The following is a 20,323-nucleotide window of genomic DNA, read 5'->3' as shown; positions in this document are numbered from 1 at the left end:
GAACCGACAAGGAGCGGCAGGCATGAGTGCTGATCCGTTCGACGAGGGCGCGACGAGCCTCCTCCGTCAGCCGAAGGCCGTATGGGCCACGGCGGGCGCCTCCGTCGTGGCCTTCATGGGCATCGGCCTGGTCGACCCGATCCTCCCCTCCATAGCGAAGGGTCTGGAGGCCACCCCGAGCCAGGTCTCCCTCCTGTTCACCTCGTACTTCCTGATCACCGCGGTGGCGATGCTGGTCACCGGTTTCGTCTCCAGCCGGATCGGCGGCCGCAAGACGCTGCTGCTCGGGCTGGCGCTCGTGGTGGTCTTCGCCGGGCTCTCCGGCACCTCGCACTCCGTCGGCGAACTGGTCGGCTTCCGCGCCGGCTGGGGCCTGGGCAACGCACTGTTCGTCTCCACGGCGCTCGCGGTGATCGTCGGGGCCGCCGCCGGAGGGAGCGCGGCGGCCATCCTGCTGTACGAGTCCGCGCTGGGCCTCGGGATGGCCTGCGGCCCGCTGCTGGGCGCCGTCCTGGGCGACGCCAGCTGGCGCTTCCCGTTCTTCGGCACGGCCGCGCTGATGGCGATCGGTTTCCTGGCCATCACCGCGTTCCTCAAGGAACAGCCCAGGCCCGCACGGAAGACCTCCCTGCTCGACCCGGTCAGGGCGCTCGGTCACGGCGGGCTCGCCTCGGCCGCGGCCTCGGCCTTCTTCTACAACTACGCCTTCTTCACGGTCCTGGCGTTCACGCCGTTCGTGCTGAACATGTCGCCCTACCGCTCCGGAGCGGTGTTCTTCGCCTGGGGCGTACTGCTGGCGGTCTTCTCCGTACTGATCGCGCCGCGCCTCCAGGAGCGCTTCGGCTCGCTGCGGGTGCTGGGCGCCTCCTTGGTGCTCATGGCCGGCGACCTGGTGGTGCTGGGATACGGCAACCACGCCGTGGCCATCGCCTGCACCGTGGTCTCGGGAGCCTTCATCGGCCTCAACAACACCGTGTACACCGAACTGGCCCTCGGGGTGTCGGACGCGCCCCGGCCGGTCGCCAGCGCGGGCTACAACTTCGTGCGCTGGTTCGCCGCCGCCGCTGCGCCGTTCCTGGCGCCCAAGATCGAGGAGTGGACCGACCTCCACATCCCGTTCGTGGTCGCCGCCCTGGCCGCGCTCGCGGGCGCCGCGATCGTCGGCGTACGGCGCCGGGCGCTGACGATGGAGGCCGCCTCGCACTCCGCCGCGAAGGCGGGCGGCCCGGCGGCGGTGGCCGACGAGGCCGAACCGGCCCCGGCCGGGTGATGCGGCACCGCCGCCGCGAAAGAGGGTTACAGCGGCACCGCCCCGCGCAGCGGATCGCGAAGGTCCGTCTCGTGGCGGAGCCACTGCTCGCGCAGCGCGTCCGCCCCATGGACGCGCTTCCACGCGGCCTCGGCCGGTGTCATGGGCAGCAGGGGCAGGAACCGGACCGGGTCGCGCTGCTGGGGGTGCCCACCGGCGGTGGCCGGCGGCGGATCGAGGGGCAAGTCCTCGACGAGCCCGCCGGGTTCGGCGACGAGTACGGAGGTGAAGGGCGCTCCCGGCCACAGCGGCTCGCCGGTGTCCAAGGAGGCGCCCGGCGCCACGACGACGCCTTCGACCTGCGGCGAGGCCGCGAGCACGGCCAGCGGCCGCAGCACCTTGTCGGTGTCGGCCACCCCGGCCCGTACGGTCAGCAGCAGTTCGGCGCGCGGCCCCGCCTCGGGGTCGGCCAGCGCCTGGGCCGGGTCGGTCATCGGTGCGGCCGACATGCCGAGGGTGGCATAACGCACAGTGCCCGCCTCGGCGTCCAGGAACCGCAGCACCTCGATGCGCTCGGTTCCCAGAAAGGTGACCGAGGCCCGGGCGTCGGGTTCGCCGAAGGTCCAGCGCAGCCGGGAGTCGACCAGAGTCAGGACGTCGTTCATCCGGCGAGCATAGAGCGCGGTACGCGCGCGTCCCGGGGCGGACCGGCACGTTACCGGCGTGCGAGCAGACGGCAAAGGCCTGTCAGGATCGGGGGCGACGGGCACAGGGACCGTTCCCGCAGTGCTACCGTTGTCTGCCGGTCAAGGCGTGTACACATCGTCCCCCACAGGGGCCCGGCCGGAGGAGGTGGGACTGACATGGATCCGAGTCGACCGTGCAGTACCAGCCGCTCTTCCTGCCCGGCAGCGACCGCGCCATTCAGGCCCTGAGCACCTTCGGTCCTGATTTTCCCGCGGCCATGGGGCGCACCTTTTCCCGAGGACGGGATACCCGCCTTCGGGAGTGCGCACGGCGGAAGAGCGTCCGCGTTTCGCAGTTTCGCATTGTTCCGTCTGTCAGCATCCGCCGTCGTCACGGCTTGCGTGTGGTGCCCGCTTTGCGGACCTCCGGTGGTGGCCCGTAGGCCCCCGTTCCGGGCAGCACGACGCTCGACCTGTGTCACGGCGGCATGGCACGGCACCGTGGAGGGCCTCATGTCGATGATCCGAGAGCTGCGCGCCGCAGTGCGCCCGGCCCTGCGTAGGGACAACCGTTCGGGATACGGCGTCGGGTACGAGCGCATCAGTGCGGCCGGCGCCAGCAGCGCCGTCGTCGACTGCGGCGCCTACCTGGACGGCCGCCGGGACACCGCGCATCTGACCCCGGCCCAGGCGCTTCGCAAGGTGCGGTCGCCGGAAGGGCAGAGCCGGCACGGCTTCGTGTGGATCGGTCTGCACGAGCCGACCGAGGAGGAGTTCTCCGACATCGCACAGGAGTACGGTCTGCACCCGCTGGCCGTCGAGGACGCGGTGCACGCCCACCAGCGCCCCAAGCTGGAGCGGTACGACGAGAGCCTGTTCACCGTCTTCAAGACGATCCACTACGTCGAGCACGCCGAACTGACCGCCAACAGCGAGGTGGTGGAGACCGGCGAGGTGATGTGCTTCACCGGCCGGGACTACATCATCACCGTTCGGCACGGCGGCCAGGGCTCGCTCCGGGCGCTGCGGCACCGTCTGGAGGACGACCCCGAGCTGCTGAGCAAGGGCCCGTCCGCCGTACTGCACGCCATCGCCGACCAGACCGTGGACGGCTATCTGGCGGTGGCCGACGCCGTGCAGGACGACATCGACGAGGTGGAGATCGATGTCTTCTCCGACCGCTCGGGCAGCGGCAAGCGCGGCGGGGACGCGGGGCGGATCTACCAGCTCAAGCGCGAGGTGCTGGAGTTCAAGCGCGCCGTCTCACCGCTGATGCGGCCGATGCAGACGCTCAGCGAGCGGCCGGTGCGGCTGATCGACCCGGACATCCAGAAGTACTTCCGCGACGTGGCCGACCACCTCACCCGCGTCAACGAGCAGGTGCTGGGCTTCGACGACCTGCTCAACTCGATCCTGCAGGCCAACCTCGCCCAGGCGACGGTCGCGCAGAACGAGGACATGCGGAAGATCACCGCCTGGGCCGCCATCTTCGCGGTGCCGACGATGATCGCCGGGATCTACGGCATGAACTTCGACTACATGCCCGAGACGGACTGGAAGTACGGCTACCCGGCGGTGCTGCTGCTGATCCTCGCCATCTGCTACGGCATCCACCGGGGTTTCAAGCGCAACGGCTGGCTGTAGCCTGCGGCCATGAGCGTGACGCCGCAGCCGCCCGACAGCCATCTGAACCGCGCGCTGATCGAGGAGACGGCCAAGAAGTCCGGGCTCGTATGGGTGCGCGGCCCCCAGGGGCCGGCGCGTGGCCTGTGGCATGTGTGGCACGAGGGGGCGGTGTGCCTGGTCGGCGATGGCCCCCTCGAACAGCCGCTCGACGACCTGGGGCTGACGGACGGCGGCAGCGCCACCGTCACCGTGCGGGGCAAGGACAAGGGCGCCCGCCTTGCCGTCTGGACGGCACGGGTACGCGAGCTCGCACCGCACGGCGAGGAATGGCAGGCGGCCGTCGGCGAGTTGAAGGGCAAACGCCTCAACGCGCCGGACGCCGACACCATGACCGAGCGCTGGGCCGCCTCCAGCCGCGTCCTGCGGCTGGAGCCGGTGGGCGAGCCGCTGGAGCGGCCCGGCGCGATGCCGCACGACGCCCAGTCCGCACCACCGCTGCCGACCCCGGCCACCACCCGGCGGCCCCAGCCGGCCGGGCTGCCGCGGCTGCTGTTCCGCCGCCGGAAGAGCCGCGCCCCCGAGTGACCCGGGCCGCACCGGGCCGGTGCTGCCCCACGCGCCGCGCCGGTGCTGCCCCGCGCGCCGGGCCGACGCCCCGCGCGCCCGGTGCCCCGAGGACGCGCCCCGAGTGCTCCCGGGCGGCCGGTCAGCCGCTGTGCTTCTCCGGCGAGATCTTCTTGCCGTAGTCGACGGTCTCCTCCTTCTTCGGCGCGTGCAGCGGGAAGCCGTCGTTCCAGTCGCTCAACCGCACCGTCCCCGCGCCCCCCGCGCGACGCAGCCGCAGCGGGTAGGGGTCGCCCTCCAGGGAGACGTCCACGGTGCCGCCGCGGCCCTTGCCGGCCGTCACACGGATCGCCCGGGTACCGGCCACCGTGGCGCGCTCCCCCGTCTCGCGCTTGCCCTCCATCGTCAGCAGGCCGTCCAGCAGCGTGTCCATGTCGGTGAAGACGCTCAACTGCTTGTACGCCGGGTCCTGTTCGGGGACCTTGACGTACTTGCCCTTGAGTTTGGCCGCCGCGGCGATGTCGCTCTTGCTGGGCTCCTTGCCGCCCTCCTGCCGGGCCCAGAAGTCGGTGCCCGCCTTCAGATAGAGGTCCCGGCCCGAGCGCAGCAGTTCGAAGGTGGGGCCGCCCTCGGCGGACACCTCGCCCACGCCACCGCTCTCCTTCAACCGCATCTCCAGGCGGTAGGTCTGCCCCTTGCTGACGACATTGCCGGAGACCCGTACGGCCTTGGCCCGCTCCGCCGCCGCCTTCGCCTTCCGCTCGATCTTGGCCGCCGACAGCTTGCCCACCCCGTTGGTGCCCTCGTCCGGGTCGCCGTCTCCTCCTCCGCACCCGCTCAGCGCCGTACTCGCTCCGACGCAGAAGAGAGCGAGCAGCGCTGCACTCCGGGGTGCGCGGGCGCGTCCAGTCACGGGCGTTCCTCCTGTGCTCGGCGGCGGCAGAGGGCACCCTACCCGGACGGACGCGGCTGCCCGGAAGGCAGCCGTCCGGACCATCGGGCTGCGGCAGCTGTGGCGCCGGTCACGTTAGCCTGAATCCGTCATATATCTGAAAGAGTGGTGAAAGCCGCAAAGGCATACGGATATGCGCTGGAGCAACAATCGGTCGGTGCGGCCGAGGAGGGCAGGCAGCTCATGGCAGCGAGCGCTCCACGGGTCTTCGTCTCCCACCTGGCCGGTGTCCCCGTCTTCGACCCCAACGGCGACCAGCTCGGCAGGGTCCGCGACGTGGTCGCCCTGCTGAGTGGCCGCCGGCGGCTGCCCAGCGTCCTCGGGCTGGTGGTGGAGGTCGTCAGCAGGCGCCGGGTCTTCCTGCCGATGACCCGGGTCACCGGAGTGGAGTCCGGGCAGGTCATCACCACCGGGGTGCTCAACATCCGGCGCTTCGAGCAGCGCCCCAACGAACGGCTGATCCTCGGCGAGCTGCTGGACCGTCAGGTGACCCTCCGGGAGACCGGCGAAGAGGTGACCGTGCTCGATGTCGGTCTCCAACGGCTGCCCGCCCGCCGGGACTGGGAGATCGACCGGCTGTTCGTCCGCAAGGGACGCAAGGGCGGCGGGCTGCGCGGCAGACGCGGCGAGACACTCACCGTCGACTGGGAGGCGGTGACCGGCTTCAACCTCGAGGAACCCGAGCAGGGCACCGCCAACCTGCTGGCCACCTTCGAGCAGCTGCGCCCCGCCGACCTGGCCAACGTGCTGCACCACCTGTCCGAGAAGCGCCGGGCCGAGGTGGCGGCGGCACTGCACGACGACCGGCTCGCCGACGTCCTCGAAGAGCTGCCGGACGACGACCAGGTGGAGATCATCGGCAAGCTCGCCGACGAGCGGGCGGCCCTCGTCCTGGAGGCCATGGACCCGGACGACGCCGCCGATCTCCTCGGCGAGCTCCCGGAGGCCGACAAGGAGCGCCTGCTGGACCTGATGCAGCCCCAGGAGGCGGCGCCGGTGCGGCGGCTGCTCAGCTACGAGGAGGGCACCGCGGGCAGCCTGATGACGACCGAGCCGATCGTGCTGCGCCCGGACGCGAGCGTCGCCGAGGCGCTGGCCCGGGTGCGCAACGAGGACCTGTCGGCGCCGCTTGCGTCGCAGGTCTACGTGTGCCGCCCGCCGGACGAGACGCCCACCGGCAAGTACCTGGGCATCGTCCACTTCCAACGGCTGCTGCGCGAACCGCCCTTCGCGCTCGTCGGCGCCCTGGTCGACGCCGATCTGCGCCCGCTGCCGCCCACCGCCTCGGTGCCGGCCCTGACGAGCTATCTGGCGGCCTACAACATCGTCTCGGCGCCCGTGGTGGACGAGGGCGGCCATCTGCTCGGCGCCGTCACGGTCGACGACGTACTGGACGACCTGCTGCCCGAGGACTGGCGCGAGGCGGCGGCGGTGGGCGGACTGCCCGGCTTCGCCCCCGGCCCCGGCGAGGAGCACCAAGTACGAGGGAGCGGGAGCGGCGATGGCTGAGCGGGAGGGGCCGCGACTGGACCTGCCGCGCACGCCCCGGCGCACACTGCTGCCGACCTACGACCCGGACACGTTCGGGCGGGCCTCGGAGCGGATCGCGCGGTTCCTGGGCACCGGCCGCTTCCTGCTGTGGATGACGATCGTGATCATCGTCTGGATCGGCTGGAACATCGTCGCCCCGGTGGGCTGGAAGTTCGACGAGTACCCGTTCATCTTCCTGACCCTGGCCCTCTCCCTCCAGGCGTCCTACGCGGCACCGCTCATCCTGCTCGCGCAGAACCGCCAGGACGACCGGGACCGGGTCAATCTGGAGCAGGACCGCAAGCGCAACGAGCGCAGCATCGCCGACACCGAGTTCCTCACCCGTGAGATCGCCGCGCTGCGGATGGGCCTGGGCGAGGTCGCCACCCGCGACTGGATCCGCTCGGAGCTGGCCGAGATGGTCAAGGAGCTCGAACAGAACGACCGCGGAACCGCGGGAACCCGGGAGCCGGTCCGCAACCGGGAGAGTGACCAAGACCGCTGACCGGCCGCTTAGGAGAGCCCCCCTACCCGGCCGTACCGCCCACCCGTCACCCGACCCCCGCCCCTTGTCCGACACGCTTCGCGCGGCCGTACCATTCATGCATGGCTACCGAGACCCAGGACACCCACCCCACCGAAGACGCGGTGCGTGCGGCGCTCGCGACGGTGAACGACCCGGAGATCCACCGGCCGATCACCGACCTGGGGATGGTCAAATCCATCGGCATCGCGCCCGACGGCGCGGTCGACGTCGGGGTCTATCTGACGGTCTCCGGCTGTCCGCTGCGCGAGACCATCACCGCGAACGTGACCGAGGCCGTGCAGCGCGTGCCCGGGGTCACCTCCGTGGCGGTCGAGCTGGACGTGATGAGCGACGAGCAGCGCCGCGAGCTGGCCGCCTCGCTGCGTGGCGGCAAGGCCGAGCGGGAGATCCCCTTCGCCCAGCCCGGCTCGCTGACCCGCGTCTACTGCGTGGCCTCCGGCAAGGGCGGCGTGGGCAAGTCGTCGGTGACGGTGAACCTGGCCGCGGCGCTGGCCGCCGACGGACTGAAGGTCGGCGTCGTGGACGCCGACATCTACGGCCACTCCGTCCCCCGCATGCTGGGCACGGACGGGCGCCCCACCCAGGTCGAGGACATGATCATGCCGCCGTCCGCACACGGCGTGAAGGTCATCTCGATCGGGATGTTCACCCCGGGCAACGCCCCGGTCGTCTGGCGCGGCCCCATGCTGCACCGCGCTCTCCAGCAGTTCCTCGCCGACGTCTACTGGGGCGATCTGGACGTGCTGCTGCTGGACCTGCCGCCCGGCACCGGTGACATCGCCATCTCGGTCGCCCAGCTGGTCCCCAACGCGGAGATCCTGGTCGTGACGACCCCGCAGCAGGCGGCGGCCGAGGTCGCCGAGCGTGCGGGCTCCATCGCGGTGCAGACCCACCAGAAGATCGTCGGCGTGATCGAGAACATGTCCGGCATGCCGTGCCCGCACTGCGACGAGATGGTCGACGTCTTCGGCACCGGCGGCGGCAAGCAGGTCGCCGAGGGGCTGACCCGCACGACCGGCGCCGAGGTCCCGGTACTGGGCGGCATCCCGATCGACATCCGGCTGCGCGAGGGCGGCGACGAGGGCGAGCCGGTGGTCCTCAGCGACCCGGACTCCCCCGCGGGCAAGGCGCTGCGCACGGTCGCCGACAAGCTCAGCTCGCGCCAGCGGGGCCTGTCGGGCATGTCGCTGGGCCTCACCCCGAGCAACAAGTTCTGAACAGCCGCACGGCAGTCGCCTAGGCAATGCCCGGCAGCACGCATGGGCCCCGTACGGAGATCTCCGTACGGGGTCCATGCGTGCTGGGTGGCCGGGCGGCTGCGTGGGCCCGCGGCGCGGTCAGTCCTGCTCGTACTCGGTGATGTCCTTGACCACGGCGAAGCCGAGGCCGTACGCGCTCATCCCGCGCCCGTAGGCGCCCAGGTGGACGCCCTCCTGGGCCGAGCCGGCGAGCACCCAGCCGTACTCGGACTCGCGGTAGTGGAAGTCGGTGGGGACACCGTCCACCGGCAGCGAGAGGGAGGACCAGCCGGAGCCGTCCAGGTCGTCGGCGAGCTCCCAGGCGACACCGGTCTGCTGGTCGAGCCAGTCCTGCCGCAGACTGCGGTCCATCTCCATCGGGAAGCTGCACGAGAGCAGCCCCGAGCCCGCCAGCCAGGCGGCGGTGGAGACGGAGGTGGCCTCCAGGGTGCCGGTACCGTCCGCGCTGCGCCGCACCGGGCGGCTGGCGAGCGTGACGACGACGGCGAAGCTCTGGTCCTCGGGCGTGGTCTCGGCGCGGAGGGAGGGCTCCTCGCCGTGACCGGTGGAGCCGTGCTCGACCGTGCCGTCGGCCGCCGTACCGACCTGCATCAGCCAGCGCGGCCCGGTGAAGGCCGCGTCCAGGCCGTACCACGGAAAGGCTGCCAGCAGATAGTCGTCCACCGCCCGCCGCGCACCCGGTACTCCCTGCGCGGCGGGCCCGGATTCACCGGCTAGCCGACTCGTCGTCTCCATGTGTGCGACGCCTCCTCATTGCCCTGTTGCCTGGGCAGCCGAGCTCCTCGGACGGCGACCCCCGACACTGGGAGGATAGCCACACCGGTCCGCCGTGTCGGTCATGCCCGGTGGATCAGGACGTGGTGCGGGTGGCGAGATGGTCGGCAAACGCCGTAGATGTCCCACTGCGGCGAACGCCGAGGTGACGCGATCGTTGCCTGATGAGGCGTCAGGTGAACCTCATGTCGCGTCCGCGTCGAACGGCGGCGGGTCACTCTTGCGCAGCACATCCCCTTGCACCGGACGGCCGTTCACCCCGTCGGAGGCGTGCTTGGTGAGGTCAGGGCCCTGCTGCCCGGCCGGCTGGGCGCTCTTCTTGACCGTGTCGACCTTGCCGGAGCCGCCGTTGCGGCCGGCGGCGCCACCTGCGGACTCCGTGCCGTTGACCGCGTCGGTGACTTCGGCCAGATCCTTGCGCAGGTCGAAGCTGTTGCTGATCTCCTTGATGCCCAGATCGTCGTTGTCCAGCAGATGCTTGCGCGCGAACGTCTTGGGGTTGAGGTCCTCAAACTCGAAGTCCTTGAACTCCGGTCCCAGCTCGTTCCTGATGTCCTCCTTCGCGCTGTCGGAGAACTGGCGCACCTTGCGGATGAAGGCGGAGACGTCCTGGATCACCTTGGGGAGCTTGTCGGGGCCGAAGACCAGCACGGCGAGCACGATGAGCGCGACCAGCTCCAGTGGTCCTATATCGAAGAACACCGCGCAGCTCCCTCACTCCGTCCACGGCTCCTGCAGCCAGGTGTCACGGTACCCGCCCACGCCCCGCCAGCGGGAGCCCGCCCTCTCCCCCGCGCCCGTCCCCGCTGTCAGCCGGTGGCGGAGCCGAGCGTCACGCTCACGGTCCGCTGTGTGCCGTCGGCTCCGCCGCGCCGGACGGTCAGCTCCAAGGCATCTCCGGGACGGTGGCTGCGGATGCGGACGATCAGCTCTTCCCCGCTGGTCACCAGCTTGTCACCGACCTTGGTGATCACATCGCCCTCCTTCAGCCCCGCCTTGTGGGCCGGTCCGCCGCGTACGACCGCCGCACCGTTGCCGCCCGCGCCGCCGATCCGCGCCCCCTCGCCCTCGTACTCCGTGTCGAGATAGACACCGATCACCGGGTGGGTGGCCCGGCCCTCGTTGATCAGCTCCTCGGCGACCCGGCGGGCCTGGTTGACCGGGATGGCGAAGCCCAGGCCGACGCTGCCACCGCCTGCCTCGGCATCGGGCATTCCCGGGTCGCCGCCCCCGCCCTTGATCGCGCTGTTCACCCCGATCACCCGTCCTCGGCCGTCCACCAGCGGGCCCCCCGAGTTGCCCGGATTTATCGGGGCGTCCGTCTGCAGCGCGTCCACATAGCTCAACTCGCTGCCCGGCTCCCCGCCGCCCGCCGTGATGGGCCGCTCCTTGGCGCTGACGATGCCGGTGGTGACCGTGCCTTCCAGGTCGAAGGGCGCGCCGAACGCGATGACGGGATCGCCGACCCGGACCGCGTCGGAGTTGCCCAGCGGCAGCGGGGTGAGCCCGGAGACGTGGGAGACCTTGACGACGGCCAGGTCGTAGCCGCCGTCGCTGCCGATCACCTCGCCGGTCGCGGTCTGGCCGCCGTTGAAGGTGACCCGCACCGCGCCGCTGCCCTCGGCGGACTCGACGACATGGTTGTTGGTGAGGATGTGGCCGCGCTTGTCCAGTACGAAGCCGGTGCCCGTCGCCTCGGCCCCGCCACCGGCGGCGTGCAGCGTGACGACACCGGGCAGGGTCCGGCGCGCGATGCCCGCGGTGCTGCCCTCGGGGCGCTCGCCGCCCTCTCCCGCGGGCCCTGCCGCGGTCTGCGGCAGCTCCACATCGCTCACCGTGCCGTTCCGCTCGATGTACGCCCCGATGAGCCCGCCCGCGCCGCCCGCCACCAGCGCCAGGACGAGACCGCCGACGACGAGGCGGGAGGCGCGGCGCGGCCGTTGCGGGGCCTGCTGGAGGGGCAGGGCGGGCTGGTGGACCGTCGTCCCGTCCTGGAGCGGGTCCGGGCCGGGCGCGTCGGTGCGACCGCCGTCGAAACCGTCCTCGAAGCCGCCGCTGCCACCGGCACCGCCACCGCTTCCGTCGACGGGCACCCCGTAGGGCGGCGTGGTGGTGCCGGACGGCAGGGTGACGCCGTGCGGCGGGGTGGCTGCCGGGCGCTGGACGGGCGGCGCGGGAGCCCAGGGGCCGGGTCCCCCGTACGGGGGTGTGGAGTAGGGGTCCACACCGTGCAGCGGCTCGGGGCGGGCGGACGGCACGGAGGCGGCTGCCGCCGTCTCTTCAGGGCCGTCCGGCGGGCTCGACGCGTCCTGTGCCGGGCCGGCCACTCCGGCAGCGGTCGCCCGTGCGGACTCGGCCGCGGGCTCGGCCCGCCCGGGCGGGGCCCAGCGTGGTCGGCTCCACCACTTCGGCTCCTGCCTGGTGGCTTTCGGCTCGTCCATGCTCTCTCCAGCTGGTCACCCGCACTCTCACCCTCGCCCAGCCGCCTGCGCCGGACCGACGGCCCGGGTCACCGCCGGACGGAATCCGGCAAGGCGCCCCGGGAGCTCCGCCCCGGCTGGGCTTCAGGGTTGTCGAGAGGATTCAACCAGGAACGCGGCGCACCGCACAGCGGGCGTCAACGCGGCACCGCGTCAGCGTCCGCCCGGACTCGGCGCGGCGGCCGAGGCGGAGAGCGAGCCCGTCGCCGCCGGAGCCCGGCCGGGGAAGGAGCGCAGCACGGACGGGTCGTGCCGGGTGGCAGCCCCGGCGAGCCGTAGCTCGGCGGACGGCTCCCGCGTGCCGCCGGACAGCAGGGACGCCGATCCGCGCAGCGAGCTCAAGGTCCCGGCGGCGCCGTCGTGTCCGTACCCGCCGGAGGCAGGTGAGACGCGCGGCTGCTTGAGCAACGAGAGCGGTGAGGGCGCCGAGCGCTGCAGCAGGCTCACGGGGGCGGTCAGCCGGGTGCTGGGGGCCGCCGCACCGTGCGAGGCGAGGGGGGCGAAGGTCGGGCCGGAGTCCGAGGCGCGGGTGCTCTGCGCCCCGCCACGCGGCTCGCCGCCGCGCCGCCGCACGTCCCGGGAGGCACCGGACCCGGACGTGGCGCTGCGCACCGAGTTGGCGGAGGGGTTGTCGCCCCCGCCCGCCCCGGCAGAGGTGGTCGTCGCACCGGACGCCAGCGTGCCGCCGAGAGCCAGCGCCGCCAGCGAGAACGCACCCGCCGCGGCGAAGGCGAAGCGGCGCCCGCGGGAGGCGGAGCGCTCCCGCTCCGCCCGGTCGGTCCGCTCGGTGCGCTCCAGGGTCGGCATCTCGTGTATCCGGAAGCCGCGCTGCGGGGTGAGCGGGCTGCGCCCGCCGCCCCGGCCGGCCGGAAGATGGTCGAACACCCACCCGGAGCGGCCGGCACCGCCCGGCAGCGCGGTGGCGGCGAAGGCGCTGCCCGGCGCTGCTTCCCCGTCCGAGGAGCCGCCCGGCGCACCGGGACCGGGATCGATGTCGTCGAGGCCCGGCGCGCGCAGACCGCTGTCCGCCGGCAGCCCCTGCAGCCGGGCGAGGAGCCCGGCGGAGGGCGGAGGCGGCGCCGCGTCCGCGAAGACGTTCTTGAGCCGGCGTTGCGCGTCGGCCTCGGCCTTGCACCCCTGGCAGGTCGCCAGGTGGGCGAGGACCCGCTCGCGCGCATCATGTCCGAGCTCGCCGTCCACGAGGGCGGCGAGGCGGTCTCCGAGGTGGTGTTCGGCGGAAGTCACCCCGCGCTCACCTCGCCCGTCCGGGCCGTCGGCACCACCGCGCTCAGGGTGCGCTGCTGCTCGGCCCTGGCGGCGGGCGAGCGGTGCTGGAGCGCCTTGCGCAGGTGGGAGCGGCCCCGGTGGATCCGGCTGCGGACGGTGCCCAGCTTCACCCCGAGGGTGGCGGCGATCTCCTCGTACGACAGGCCTTCGATGTCGCAGAGCACCACGGCGGCGCGGAACTCGGGCGCGAGGGTGTCCAGGGCCTGCTGGACGTCCGCGTCGAAGTGGGTGTCGTTGAAGTGCTGCTGCGGGGTGGGCTCACGGCTGGGGAGCCGCTCGGCCGCGTCGTCGGCGAGCGCGTCGAAGCGGATGCGCTGCTTGCGGCGGACCGTGTCCAGGAAGAGGTTGGTGGTGATGCGGTGCAGCCAGCCCTCGAAGGTGCCTGGCGTGTAGGTCGACAGCGACCGGAAGACGCGGACGAAGACCTCCTGGGTGAGGTCCTCCGCGTCGTGCTGGTTACCGGTGAGGCGGTAGGCGAGCCGGTAGACCCGGGCACTGTGGGTGCTGACGATCTCCTCCCAGGAGGGAGGGGTCCACGCCTGCGCGTCCGCATCGGTCGCGAAAGTCGCCGTGGTCGCGGAGTCGGCGGTGCGGGACTGGTCAGCGGTGTCGGTCACGGATTTCGGCTGTGCCGTCGACCTGCGGAATCTTGAGAAGACTCGGCGGTCCCGGCCTGCAGCCGCACCTCCCCTGTCGGCTCTGGTGGTGTCCACTGGAGCCCCTACCATAGCCACATCTCCCGTTAGCTCCGGATAAGAAAATTTGCCCGGCTTTGCCGACCGCCCCTTCCGCGGTCCTGCCTCCTCAACGCCCAGTCCCATCAGCAGGTTCCCGGGCCAACGGATACAGTCACGATTGCGTGGAGGACGGGGACAGGAGAGGGCCATTACCGGCAACCGGCAGACGAGCTGGGGGTTCGCCGACGCATACGGCGCCGAGCTGGTCGAGAACGCCGAGAGCGAAGCACTGCGCTGGGCCCGCGACCGGGCCCAGGACGCTGGGCTGCGCACGGTCTCCCCTGCCACCGGAGCGGCGCTGCGGCTGCTGGCGGCGGCCGCCGGAGCCAAGGCGGTCGCGGAGATCGGCACCGGCACCGGCGTCTCCGGGCTGCACCTGCTGCACGGCATGCGGCCCGACGGGGTGCTCACGACGGTCGACATCGAACCGGAGCGGCAGCAGTTCGCACGTGAGGCCTTCCGCGCCGCCGGATTCATCGGCACCGGGGGCAACAGGGTGCGGTTCATCCCCGGCCGGGCGCTGGACGTACTGCCCCGGCTCGCGGACGGCGGGTACGACCTGGTCTTCTGCGACGGCGACCGGACGGAGTGTCTGGACTATCTCGGCGAATCGCTGCGGCTGCTGCGCGACGGCGGACTGATCTGCTTCGCCGGGGTGTTCGCCGAGGGCCGTGCGGGCGAGGCGGCGGCGCAGCCCCCCGAAGTGCTGCGGATGGGCGAGCTGTTGCGCACGGTGCGGGAGAGCACGGTACTGGTGCCCTCGCTGCTCCCGGTCGGCGACGGGCTGCTGTGCGCGGTCAAACGCGGTGAGTGAACGACGTATGACGCGGGGCTGTCGGCTGCCGGGCGCAGACGGTGAGGGCAGTAGGGACAGCGACGTCCGTGGGGACGACGGGAGAGAGGCGGTCGCGGCCCGGCGCACCGGGACACTACGCCGCCCCGGGGTGCACGCGCTGCGCGTGCACCCCGGGGCGGCGGTCTGCGAAAGGGATCAGCCGCAGACCTTCTTCAGTTCCTCGCCAAGCGCCGTCGCCTCATCCGGTGTCAGCTCGACGACGAGTCGCCCACCGCCTTCGAGCGGAACGCGCATGACGATGCCCCGCCCCTCTTTGGTCACCTCGAGCGGGCCGTCGCCCGTCCGCGGCTTCATGGCCGCCATGCTCGTTCCCCTTCCTGAAACCAGCCGATCGCGCCGGGGGTCCCGTAAGCGGGCACAGTTTCACCGGCATCGAACACATTGCTTCCCGCCCATTATCCCGCATCGCAGGACCCGATGACCAACATCGGTCCACATCTCTTCTTCCTCGACCACTCATAAAACCACCCAATGCGGTGATCAGCCCCGGATGCTCCCCCGCTTCCGCTCCACCGGCGGTTCCCGGCCGTTAGACGCAGGTCACATCCGGCGGCCCCCACAAGCGGGTGCGTGCCCTGTGCGGGCCCGATGATCTACGCCATGCTGAGCACATGTCCGACACCGTGCGCTACGAAGTGAACGAGGGCCTCGCGACGGTCACCCTCAACCGCCCCGACGCGATGAACGCCCTCGACAACGAGACCAAGGTCGCCCTGCGGGACACCCTCCGGCGGGCCGCCGACGACGACGCGGTCCGTGCCGTGCTGCTCACCGGCAGCGGCCGGGCCTTCTGCGTGGGCCAGGACCTCAAGGAGCACACCGGATCCCTGGAGCGGGTCGGCGGAAGCGCCCTGAACACGGTCGAGGAGCACTACAACCCGATCACGCTGGCACTCGCCGGAATGCCCAAGCCCGTGGTGGCGGGGGTGAACGGGGTGGCCGCCGGAGCCGGGGCGGGCTTCGCCTTCGCCTGCGACCACCGGGTGATGGCGGACACCGCTGCGTTCAACACCTCCTTCGCCGGAGTGGCGCTCTCCGCCGACTCGGGCGTCTCCTGGACCCTGCCGCGGCTGGTGGGCCCGAGTCGGGCCGCGGAGCTGCTGCTGTTCCCGCGCAGCGTCAAGGCGGACGAGGCGCTGGAGCTGGGGCTGGTCAACCGGGTGGTGCCCGCCGCCGAGCTCGCCGCCGAGGCCGAGGCCGTCGCCCGCACGCTCGCCGAGGGGCCGACCGCCGCCTATGCCGCGCTCAAGGAGTCCCTGGCCTACGGCTCTTCCCACTCCCTGGCCGAGACGCTCGACAAGGAGGCGGAACTCCAGGTGCGGGTCGGCGGTTCCGCGGACCACCGCATCGCGGTGGAGGCGTTCGTGAAAAAGGAGCGGCCCCGCTTCACCGGCCGCTGACCGGCGCACCCCCGGCGGGCTGCTGCGGACTGCACCAGCAGTCCGCCAGGTGGTCGTCGACCAGACCGCACGCCTGCATCAGCGCGTACGCGGTCGTGGGGCCGACGAAGCGGAACCCGCGCTTTTTCAGCTGTTTGGCCAGCGCCGTGGACTCGGGCGTACTGCCGGGCACCTCCGCCGTCGTACGGTGAGCCCGGCGAGAGGCCGGGTCGGGGGCGTACGACCACACGAGGCGGTCCAGCTCCCCCGGTGCCCACTCCGCGGCCACCCGGGCGTTGGCGAGCGCGGCGCCGATCTTGGCGCGGTTGCGCACGATGCCGCTGTCGGCCAGCAGCCGTCGCTCGTCCTCCTCGGTGAACCGCGCGACAGCGGGGATGTGGAAGTCGGCGAAGGCGGCACGGAACGCCTCGCGCTTGCGCAGGATCGTCAGCCAGGACAGGCCGGACTGGAAACCCTCCAGGCACAGCCGCTCGAAGAGCGCGTCGTCGCCGTGCACCGGCCGGCCCCACTCGGTGTCGTGGTAGGCCGCGTAGTCCTCCGGCGTGGTGCCCCAGGGGCAGCGCAGCCGGCCGTCCGGCCCCGGCCGTGCCCCGCCCTCGATCTGGGCGGAAACCCTCGTCGTCTCCGGTTCGGTGGTCATCTCGCGTCCCCCTCCGGCCCTTCCGCGAACGGGCCCGCGTCGCTTTCTTCGGTCCGCTGCCCGGTCCGCTGTCCGGTCTGCGGCAGCCCCGGCTCGGCCGGGCGGCCCTCCCCGGGGTGACCCGGCTCCGCGCGGCCCATCGCGACGGCCTGGGCACCGGCCAGTGCCGACTCCAGTTCGGCGATCCGTGCGTCCCGCTCGGCGATTTCGGCGCCGAGCCGGTCGAGGACGTCGTCGACCTGCTCCATGCGGTATCCGCGCACCCCGACGGCCAGCCGCAGCCCGGCGACATCCGCGTGGGTGACGGGGCGCTCGGGCGGCAGCGGCTCGTCCAGCAGATCGGGAGGCGCGTCGGTGAGCCCGCCCGTCGCGCCGCGGGTCCCGCTGCCGGGCCGGTCACCGCTCCCGACGATGGCGAGCGTCACCGCGGCGACGACCACGACAAGCGAGAGCAGCAGGAACACGAACACGGATCGACTCCCCGAGTGGTTGCCGGATGTGGGCCGACCCTGATCGTGCCACGGCCCGGTGACAGCTATGGTCGGCGGCGGGGATCGGTGCACGGGCCACGCGGGTGCGGGCAGCAGGCGGGCACCGTCGAGAGGAAGAGGATGGCTGATGCTGCGCCTGGGCACGCGCGAGTTCGGTGAGCGGGAACCGGTGATCATGGCGATCGTGAACCGGACGCCGGACTCCTTCTACGACCGCGGCGCCACCTTCCGCGACGAACCCGCGCTCGACCGGGTCGAGCAGGCGGTCGCCGAAGGCGCCGCCGTCATCGACATAGGCGGAGTGAAGGCCGGCCCGGGCGACGAGGTGACGGCCGAGGAGGAGGCGCGGCGCACGGTCGGATTCGTCGCCGAGGTGCGGCGGCGCTGGCCGGACGTGGTGATCAGCGTCGACACCTGGCGGCACGAGGTGGGCGAGGCCGTCTGCGAGGCGGGCGCCGACCTGCTCAACGACGCCTGGGGCGGAATCGACCCCCGACTGGCCGAGGTCGCCGCACGGTACGGAGCCGGGCTGGTGTGCACCCACGCGGGCGGCGCCGAGCCCCGTACCCGCCCGCACCGGGTGGCGTACGAGCCGGCGGCGGATGCCGGGGCGCAGGGCGCGCGGGGCCCCAGCGGAGTGGTCGACGACATCCTTCGGGTGACGCTCGGGCTGGCCGAGCGGGCGGTGGAGCTCGGGGTGCGCCGGGACGGCATCCTCATCGACCCCGGACACGACTTCGGCAAGTCCACCCGGCACTCGCTGGAGGCGACGCGGGAGTTGACCCGGCTCACGGAGACGGGCTGGCCGGTGCTGGTCTCGCTGTCCAACAAGGACTTCGTGGGCGAAACGCTGGACCGCCCCGTCAAGGAGCGGCTGATCGGCACCCTGGCGACCACCGCCGTCTCCGCCTGGCTCGGTGCGCGGGTCTACCGGGTGCACGAGGTGGCGGAGACCAAGCAGGTGCTCGACATGGTGGCCTCCATCGCGGGCCACCGTGCACCTGCGGTGGCCCGCCGCGGGCTCGCCTAGCCCTCTCGGGCAGCCTGCCTTCTGCGTTGTTCCGGTGCCAGGGTGCCCCCTGCCTGTCCGAGGCGGACTGCACGCCTGTTGTGGCTGTGGGGGTGCCCCCAGCCTTCGGGCACGCCCGGCAGGCCCTAGCCGCCGACCTCCTTGGTCACCAGTGCGACGGCCTCGTCGACGTCGTCGGTGACGTGGAAGAGCTCCAGGTCCCGTTCGGAGGCCTTGCCGCCCTCGACGACGGAGCCGCGCACCCAGTCGATGAGGCCCTTCCAGTACTCCGTGCCGTACAGCACGATCGGGAAGCGGGTGACCTTCTGGGTCTGCACCAGGGTCAGCGCCTCGAACAGCTCGTCCAGCGTGCCCAGCCCGCCGGGCAGGACGACGAAACCGCTGGCGTACTTCACGAACATCGTCTTGCGGACGAAGAAGTACCGGAAGTTGATCCCGATGTCGACGTACTTGTTCATGCCCTGCTCGAAGGGGAGCTCGATACCGAGCCCCACCGAGGTGCCGTCCGCCTCCAGCGCGCCCTTGTTGGCCGCCTCCATCGCCCCGGGGCCGCCACCGGTGATGACGGCGAAGCCCGCCTCGGCCAGTGCCCGGCCGATACGGACGCCCTTGTCGTACTCGGGCGCGTCCACGGGGGTGCGGGCCGATCCGAAGACGCTGATGGCCGGCCCGAGTTCGGCCAGGGCTCCGAAGCCCTCGACGAACTCGGACTGGATGCGCATCACCCGCCAGGGGTCCTGGTGGATGAAGTCTGAGGGGCCCGCGGTGTCCAGCAGCCGCTGGTCCGTGGTCCCCGGCTGCACCTGGTCGCGGCGGCGCACGACAGGGCCCAGCCGTTGTTCCTTCGGCTCCTTGCCGGGTCCGTCGGTCATTTACGACACTCCTTCCGCCTGCGATCTTTCCGCCTCAGGGTATGCGGACGGCGAAGGGGACCGCCGGGTATTCGCACGTCCGGCAGCCGTCGGTTCGCTTACCGGCAGATGACCGGGCGGCGGACCGGTGGCCGAACGGCGGCGGACCGGTGGCCGAGCAGCAGGCCGGGCGCCGGCCGAGCAGCGGCCGCCCGGCGTCCGGGTCAGGCGGTCAGCCAGCTGCGCAGCCGCTCCTCGCACCGGGTGATGAGCGCGGTCTCCACCCGCTCGTCCCGCTTGTGGGCGAGGTTGGGATCCCCCGGACCGTAGTTGACGGCGGGTACCCCCAGCGCGCTGAAGCGGGAGACGTCGGTCCAGCCGTACTTGGGCTGCGGCTCACCTCCCACCGCCGCGAGGAAGGCGCGGGCCGCCGGGTGCGAGAGGCCGGGCAGCGCGCCGGGCGAGCTGTCGTCCACCTCGAACTCCTCGATGTCGCACCCGGCGAACACCTCGCGCACATGCTCCAGCGCCTCCTGCTCGCTGCGGTCGGGTGCGTAGCGGAAGTTGACCGTGACGGTGCACAGGTCCGGGATGACGTTGCCCGCCACCCCGCCCTCGATACCGACGGCGTTGAGGCCCTCCCGGTACTCCAGCCCGTCGATCACCGGCCGCCGCGGCCGGTAGCCGGCCAGCCGCTCCAGCACCGGCCCGGCGGCGTGGATCGCGTTGGCGCCCATCCAGCCGCGTGCCGAGTGCGCCCGGATGCCGCGCATGCTCAGCCGCACCCGCAGCGTGCCCTGGCAGCCGCCCTCGACCTGGCCCTGGGACGGTTCGAGCAGCACGGCGAAATCGCCCGCCAGCCAGTCGGGGTGGGCCGCCGCCACGTGCCCGAGGCCGTTGAGGTGCGCCGCGACCTCCTCGTTGTCGTAGAAGACGAACGTCAGATCGCGGTTGGGTTCGGGCACCGTCGCGGCGATCCGCAGCTGCACCGCCACGCCCGCCTTCATGTCGCTGGTGCCGCAGCCCCACAGCAGCCCGTCCTCGTCCAGCCGGGAGGGCACGTTCTCGGCGATCGGCACCGTGTCGATATGACCCGCGAGGATGACGCGTTCGGCCCGGCCGAGGTCCGTGCGGGCCACGACGTTGTTGCCGTACCGGTCGACGCTCAGGTGGGGCAGTCGGGAAAGTGCCTCCTGGACGGCGTCGGCGAGCGCCTTCTCGTTCCCGCTCTCGGAAGGGAAGTCCACCAGCCGCGCGGTGAGCCGGGCGGCGTCCTGCTGCAGGTCGAGTGCGCTGTGAGGCATGCCCACACCCTACGGCGGCAGCAGCGCGGGGCGCGGCGTGCCCCGTGCCGCAGGCGCTGT

21 protein-coding genes are annotated in these 20,323 nt (G+C 72.3%); 9 read left to right on the top strand and 12 right to left on the bottom strand.

Going from position 1 to position 20,323, the window contains the following annotated elements:
* The first annotated feature begins 22 nt into the window (after positions 1 to 22).
* Complete coding sequence (locus JW613_RS11615) at positions 23 to 1,270, top strand: MFS transporter (RefSeq protein ID WP_209210732.1); 1,248 nt, start codon at positions 23 to 25, stop codon at positions 1,268 to 1,270.
* Positions 1,271 to 1,296: 26 nt separating this feature from the next.
* On the opposite strand, the gene JW613_RS11610 is transcribed toward JW613_RS11615, so the two are convergent.
* Complete coding sequence (locus JW613_RS11610; protein ID WP_209210731.1) at positions 1,297 to 1,914, bottom strand: suppressor of fused domain protein; 618 nt, start codon at positions 1,912 to 1,914, stop codon at positions 1,297 to 1,299.
* A gap of 534 nt (positions 1,915 to 2,448) precedes the next feature.
* Here JW613_RS11610 and JW613_RS11605 point away from each other — a divergent pair.
* Positions 2,449 to 3,579, top strand: coding sequence for a magnesium and cobalt transport protein CorA (locus tag JW613_RS11605; RefSeq protein ID WP_099883912.1), 1,131 nt, complete (start codon positions 2,449 to 2,451; stop codon positions 3,577 to 3,579).
* A gap of 9 nt (positions 3,580 to 3,588) precedes the next feature.
* Positions 3,589 to 4,146, top strand: coding sequence for a hypothetical protein (locus JW613_RS11600; RefSeq protein WP_209210730.1), 558 nt, complete (start codon positions 3,589 to 3,591; stop codon positions 4,144 to 4,146).
* Between the two features lie 121 nt (positions 4,147 to 4,267).
* Here the strand turns inward: JW613_RS11600 and JW613_RS11595 are convergent, their stop codons facing one another.
* Positions 4,268 to 5,038, bottom strand: a complete 771-nt coding sequence (locus JW613_RS11595; RefSeq protein WP_180289753.1) for a hypothetical protein — start codon at positions 5,036 to 5,038, stop codon at positions 4,268 to 4,270.
* 222 nt (positions 5,039 to 5,260) lie between these two features.
* Here JW613_RS11595 and JW613_RS11590 point away from each other — a divergent pair, with 222 nt between their 5' ends.
* The 3 genes from JW613_RS11590 (at position 5,261) to JW613_RS11580 (ending at position 8,371) form a co-directional block, all read left to right on the top strand.
* A complete protein-coding gene (locus tag JW613_RS11590; protein WP_209210938.1) occupies positions 5,261 to 6,586 on the top strand; it encodes a magnesium transporter MgtE N-terminal domain-containing protein in 1,326 nt (441 codons plus the stop codon).
* Entirely contained in the window at positions 6,579 to 7,112 is a 534-nt protein-coding gene (locus JW613_RS11585) for a DUF1003 domain-containing protein (protein WP_099883906.1), read from the top strand. Before JW613_RS11590 ends, JW613_RS11585 begins: the two co-directional genes overlap by 8 nt.
* A 101-nt stretch (positions 7,113 to 7,213) precedes the next feature.
* Positions 7,214 to 8,371 (top strand): Mrp/NBP35 family ATP-binding protein, encoded by a 1,158-nt coding sequence (locus JW613_RS11580; protein WP_209210729.1) that lies wholly within the window; start codon positions 7,214 to 7,216, stop codon positions 8,369 to 8,371.
* A 120-nt stretch (positions 8,372 to 8,491) separates the two neighbouring features.
* Here the strand turns inward: JW613_RS11580 and JW613_RS11575 are convergent, their stop codons facing one another.
* The 5 genes from JW613_RS11575 to sigE form a co-directional block, all read right to left on the bottom strand.
* Positions 8,492 to 9,148 carry a hypothetical protein gene (locus JW613_RS11575; RefSeq protein ID WP_099883902.1) on the bottom strand — a complete coding sequence of 219 codons (657 nt, stop codon included), beginning with the start codon at positions 9,146 to 9,148 and terminating at the stop codon, positions 8,492 to 8,494.
* 222 nt (positions 9,149 to 9,370) lie between these two features.
* Entirely contained in the window at positions 9,371 to 9,889 is a 519-nt protein-coding gene (locus JW613_RS11570; RefSeq protein WP_209210728.1) for a sec-independent translocase, read from the bottom strand.
* A gap of 107 nt (positions 9,890 to 9,996) precedes the next feature.
* Entirely contained in the window at positions 9,997 to 11,628 is a 1,632-nt protein-coding gene (locus JW613_RS11565) for a S1C family serine protease (protein ID WP_209210727.1), read from the bottom strand.
* 192 nt (positions 11,629 to 11,820) lie between these two features.
* Complete coding sequence (locus JW613_RS11560) at positions 11,821 to 12,912, bottom strand: anti-sigma factor family protein (RefSeq protein ID WP_209210726.1); 1,092 nt, start codon at positions 12,910 to 12,912, stop codon at positions 11,821 to 11,823.
* A complete protein-coding gene (gene sigE / locus JW613_RS11555; RefSeq protein ID WP_209210725.1) occupies positions 12,909 to 13,682 on the bottom strand; it encodes an RNA polymerase sigma factor SigE in 774 nt (257 codons plus the stop codon). The genes JW613_RS11560 and sigE overlap by 4 nt, the downstream gene beginning before the upstream one ends.
* 127 nt (positions 13,683 to 13,809) lie before the next feature.
* Between sigE and JW613_RS11550 the strand changes: the two genes are divergently transcribed.
* On the top strand, positions 13,810 to 14,505 hold the full coding sequence (locus JW613_RS11550; RefSeq protein WP_099883892.1) for an O-methyltransferase: 696 nt from the start codon (positions 13,810 to 13,812) through the stop codon (positions 14,503 to 14,505).
* Between the two features lie 177 nt (positions 14,506 to 14,682).
* Here JW613_RS11550 and JW613_RS11545 read toward each other — a convergent pair whose 3' ends face one another.
* Positions 14,683 to 14,850, bottom strand: a complete 168-nt coding sequence (locus JW613_RS11545; RefSeq protein ID WP_016469583.1) for a DUF3117 domain-containing protein — start codon at positions 14,848 to 14,850, stop codon at positions 14,683 to 14,685.
* A 308-nt stretch (positions 14,851 to 15,158) separates the two neighbouring features.
* Here JW613_RS11545 and chcB point away from each other — a divergent pair, with 308 nt between their 5' ends.
* Positions 15,159 to 15,947, top strand: coding sequence for a 2-cyclohexenylcarbonyl CoA isomerase (gene chcB / locus JW613_RS11540; RefSeq protein WP_209210724.1), 789 nt, complete (start codon positions 15,159 to 15,161; stop codon positions 15,945 to 15,947).
* Here chcB and JW613_RS11535 read toward each other — a convergent pair.
* Together JW613_RS11535 and JW613_RS11530 are read right to left on the bottom strand one after the other, a co-directional pair.
* A complete protein-coding gene (locus tag JW613_RS11535; protein WP_209210723.1) occupies positions 15,934 to 16,587 on the bottom strand; it encodes a DNA-3-methyladenine glycosylase I in 654 nt (217 codons plus the stop codon). The genes chcB and JW613_RS11535 overlap by 14 nt on opposite strands.
* Positions 16,584 to 17,057, bottom strand: coding sequence for a DivIVA domain-containing protein (locus JW613_RS11530; RefSeq protein ID WP_209210722.1), 474 nt, complete (start codon positions 17,055 to 17,057; stop codon positions 16,584 to 16,586). Before JW613_RS11530 ends, JW613_RS11535 begins: the two co-directional genes overlap by 4 nt.
* Before the next feature lie 148 nt (positions 17,058 to 17,205).
* Between JW613_RS11530 and folP the strand changes: the two genes are divergently transcribed.
* The gene (gene folP / locus JW613_RS11525) at positions 17,206 to 18,108 is read left to right on the top strand and encodes a dihydropteroate synthase (RefSeq protein WP_209210721.1); all 903 of its coding nucleotides are present in this window, start codon (positions 17,206 to 17,208) and stop codon (positions 18,106 to 18,108) included.
* Positions 18,109 to 18,233: 125 nt separating this feature from the next.
* On the opposite strand, the gene JW613_RS11520 is transcribed toward folP, so the two are convergent.
* Entirely contained in the window at positions 18,234 to 18,980 is a 747-nt protein-coding gene (locus JW613_RS11520; protein WP_099883881.1) for an LOG family protein, read from the bottom strand.
* Positions 18,981 to 19,183: 203 nt separating this feature from the next.
* A complete protein-coding gene (gene dapE, locus JW613_RS11515) occupies positions 19,184 to 20,263 on the bottom strand; it encodes a succinyl-diaminopimelate desuccinylase (RefSeq protein ID WP_209210720.1) in 1,080 nt (359 codons plus the stop codon).
* Between the last annotated feature and the right edge of the window lie 60 nt (positions 20,264 to 20,323).

The organism is Streptomyces smyrnaeus, from assembly GCF_017676345.1.
In the GTDB taxonomy this organism is placed as follows: Bacteria; Actinomycetota; Actinomycetes; order Streptomycetales; family Streptomycetaceae; genus Streptomyces; species Streptomyces smyrnaeus.
Note: the sequence above shows the minus strand (reverse complement) of the source record. Positions and strands in the feature narration are given on the sequence as shown.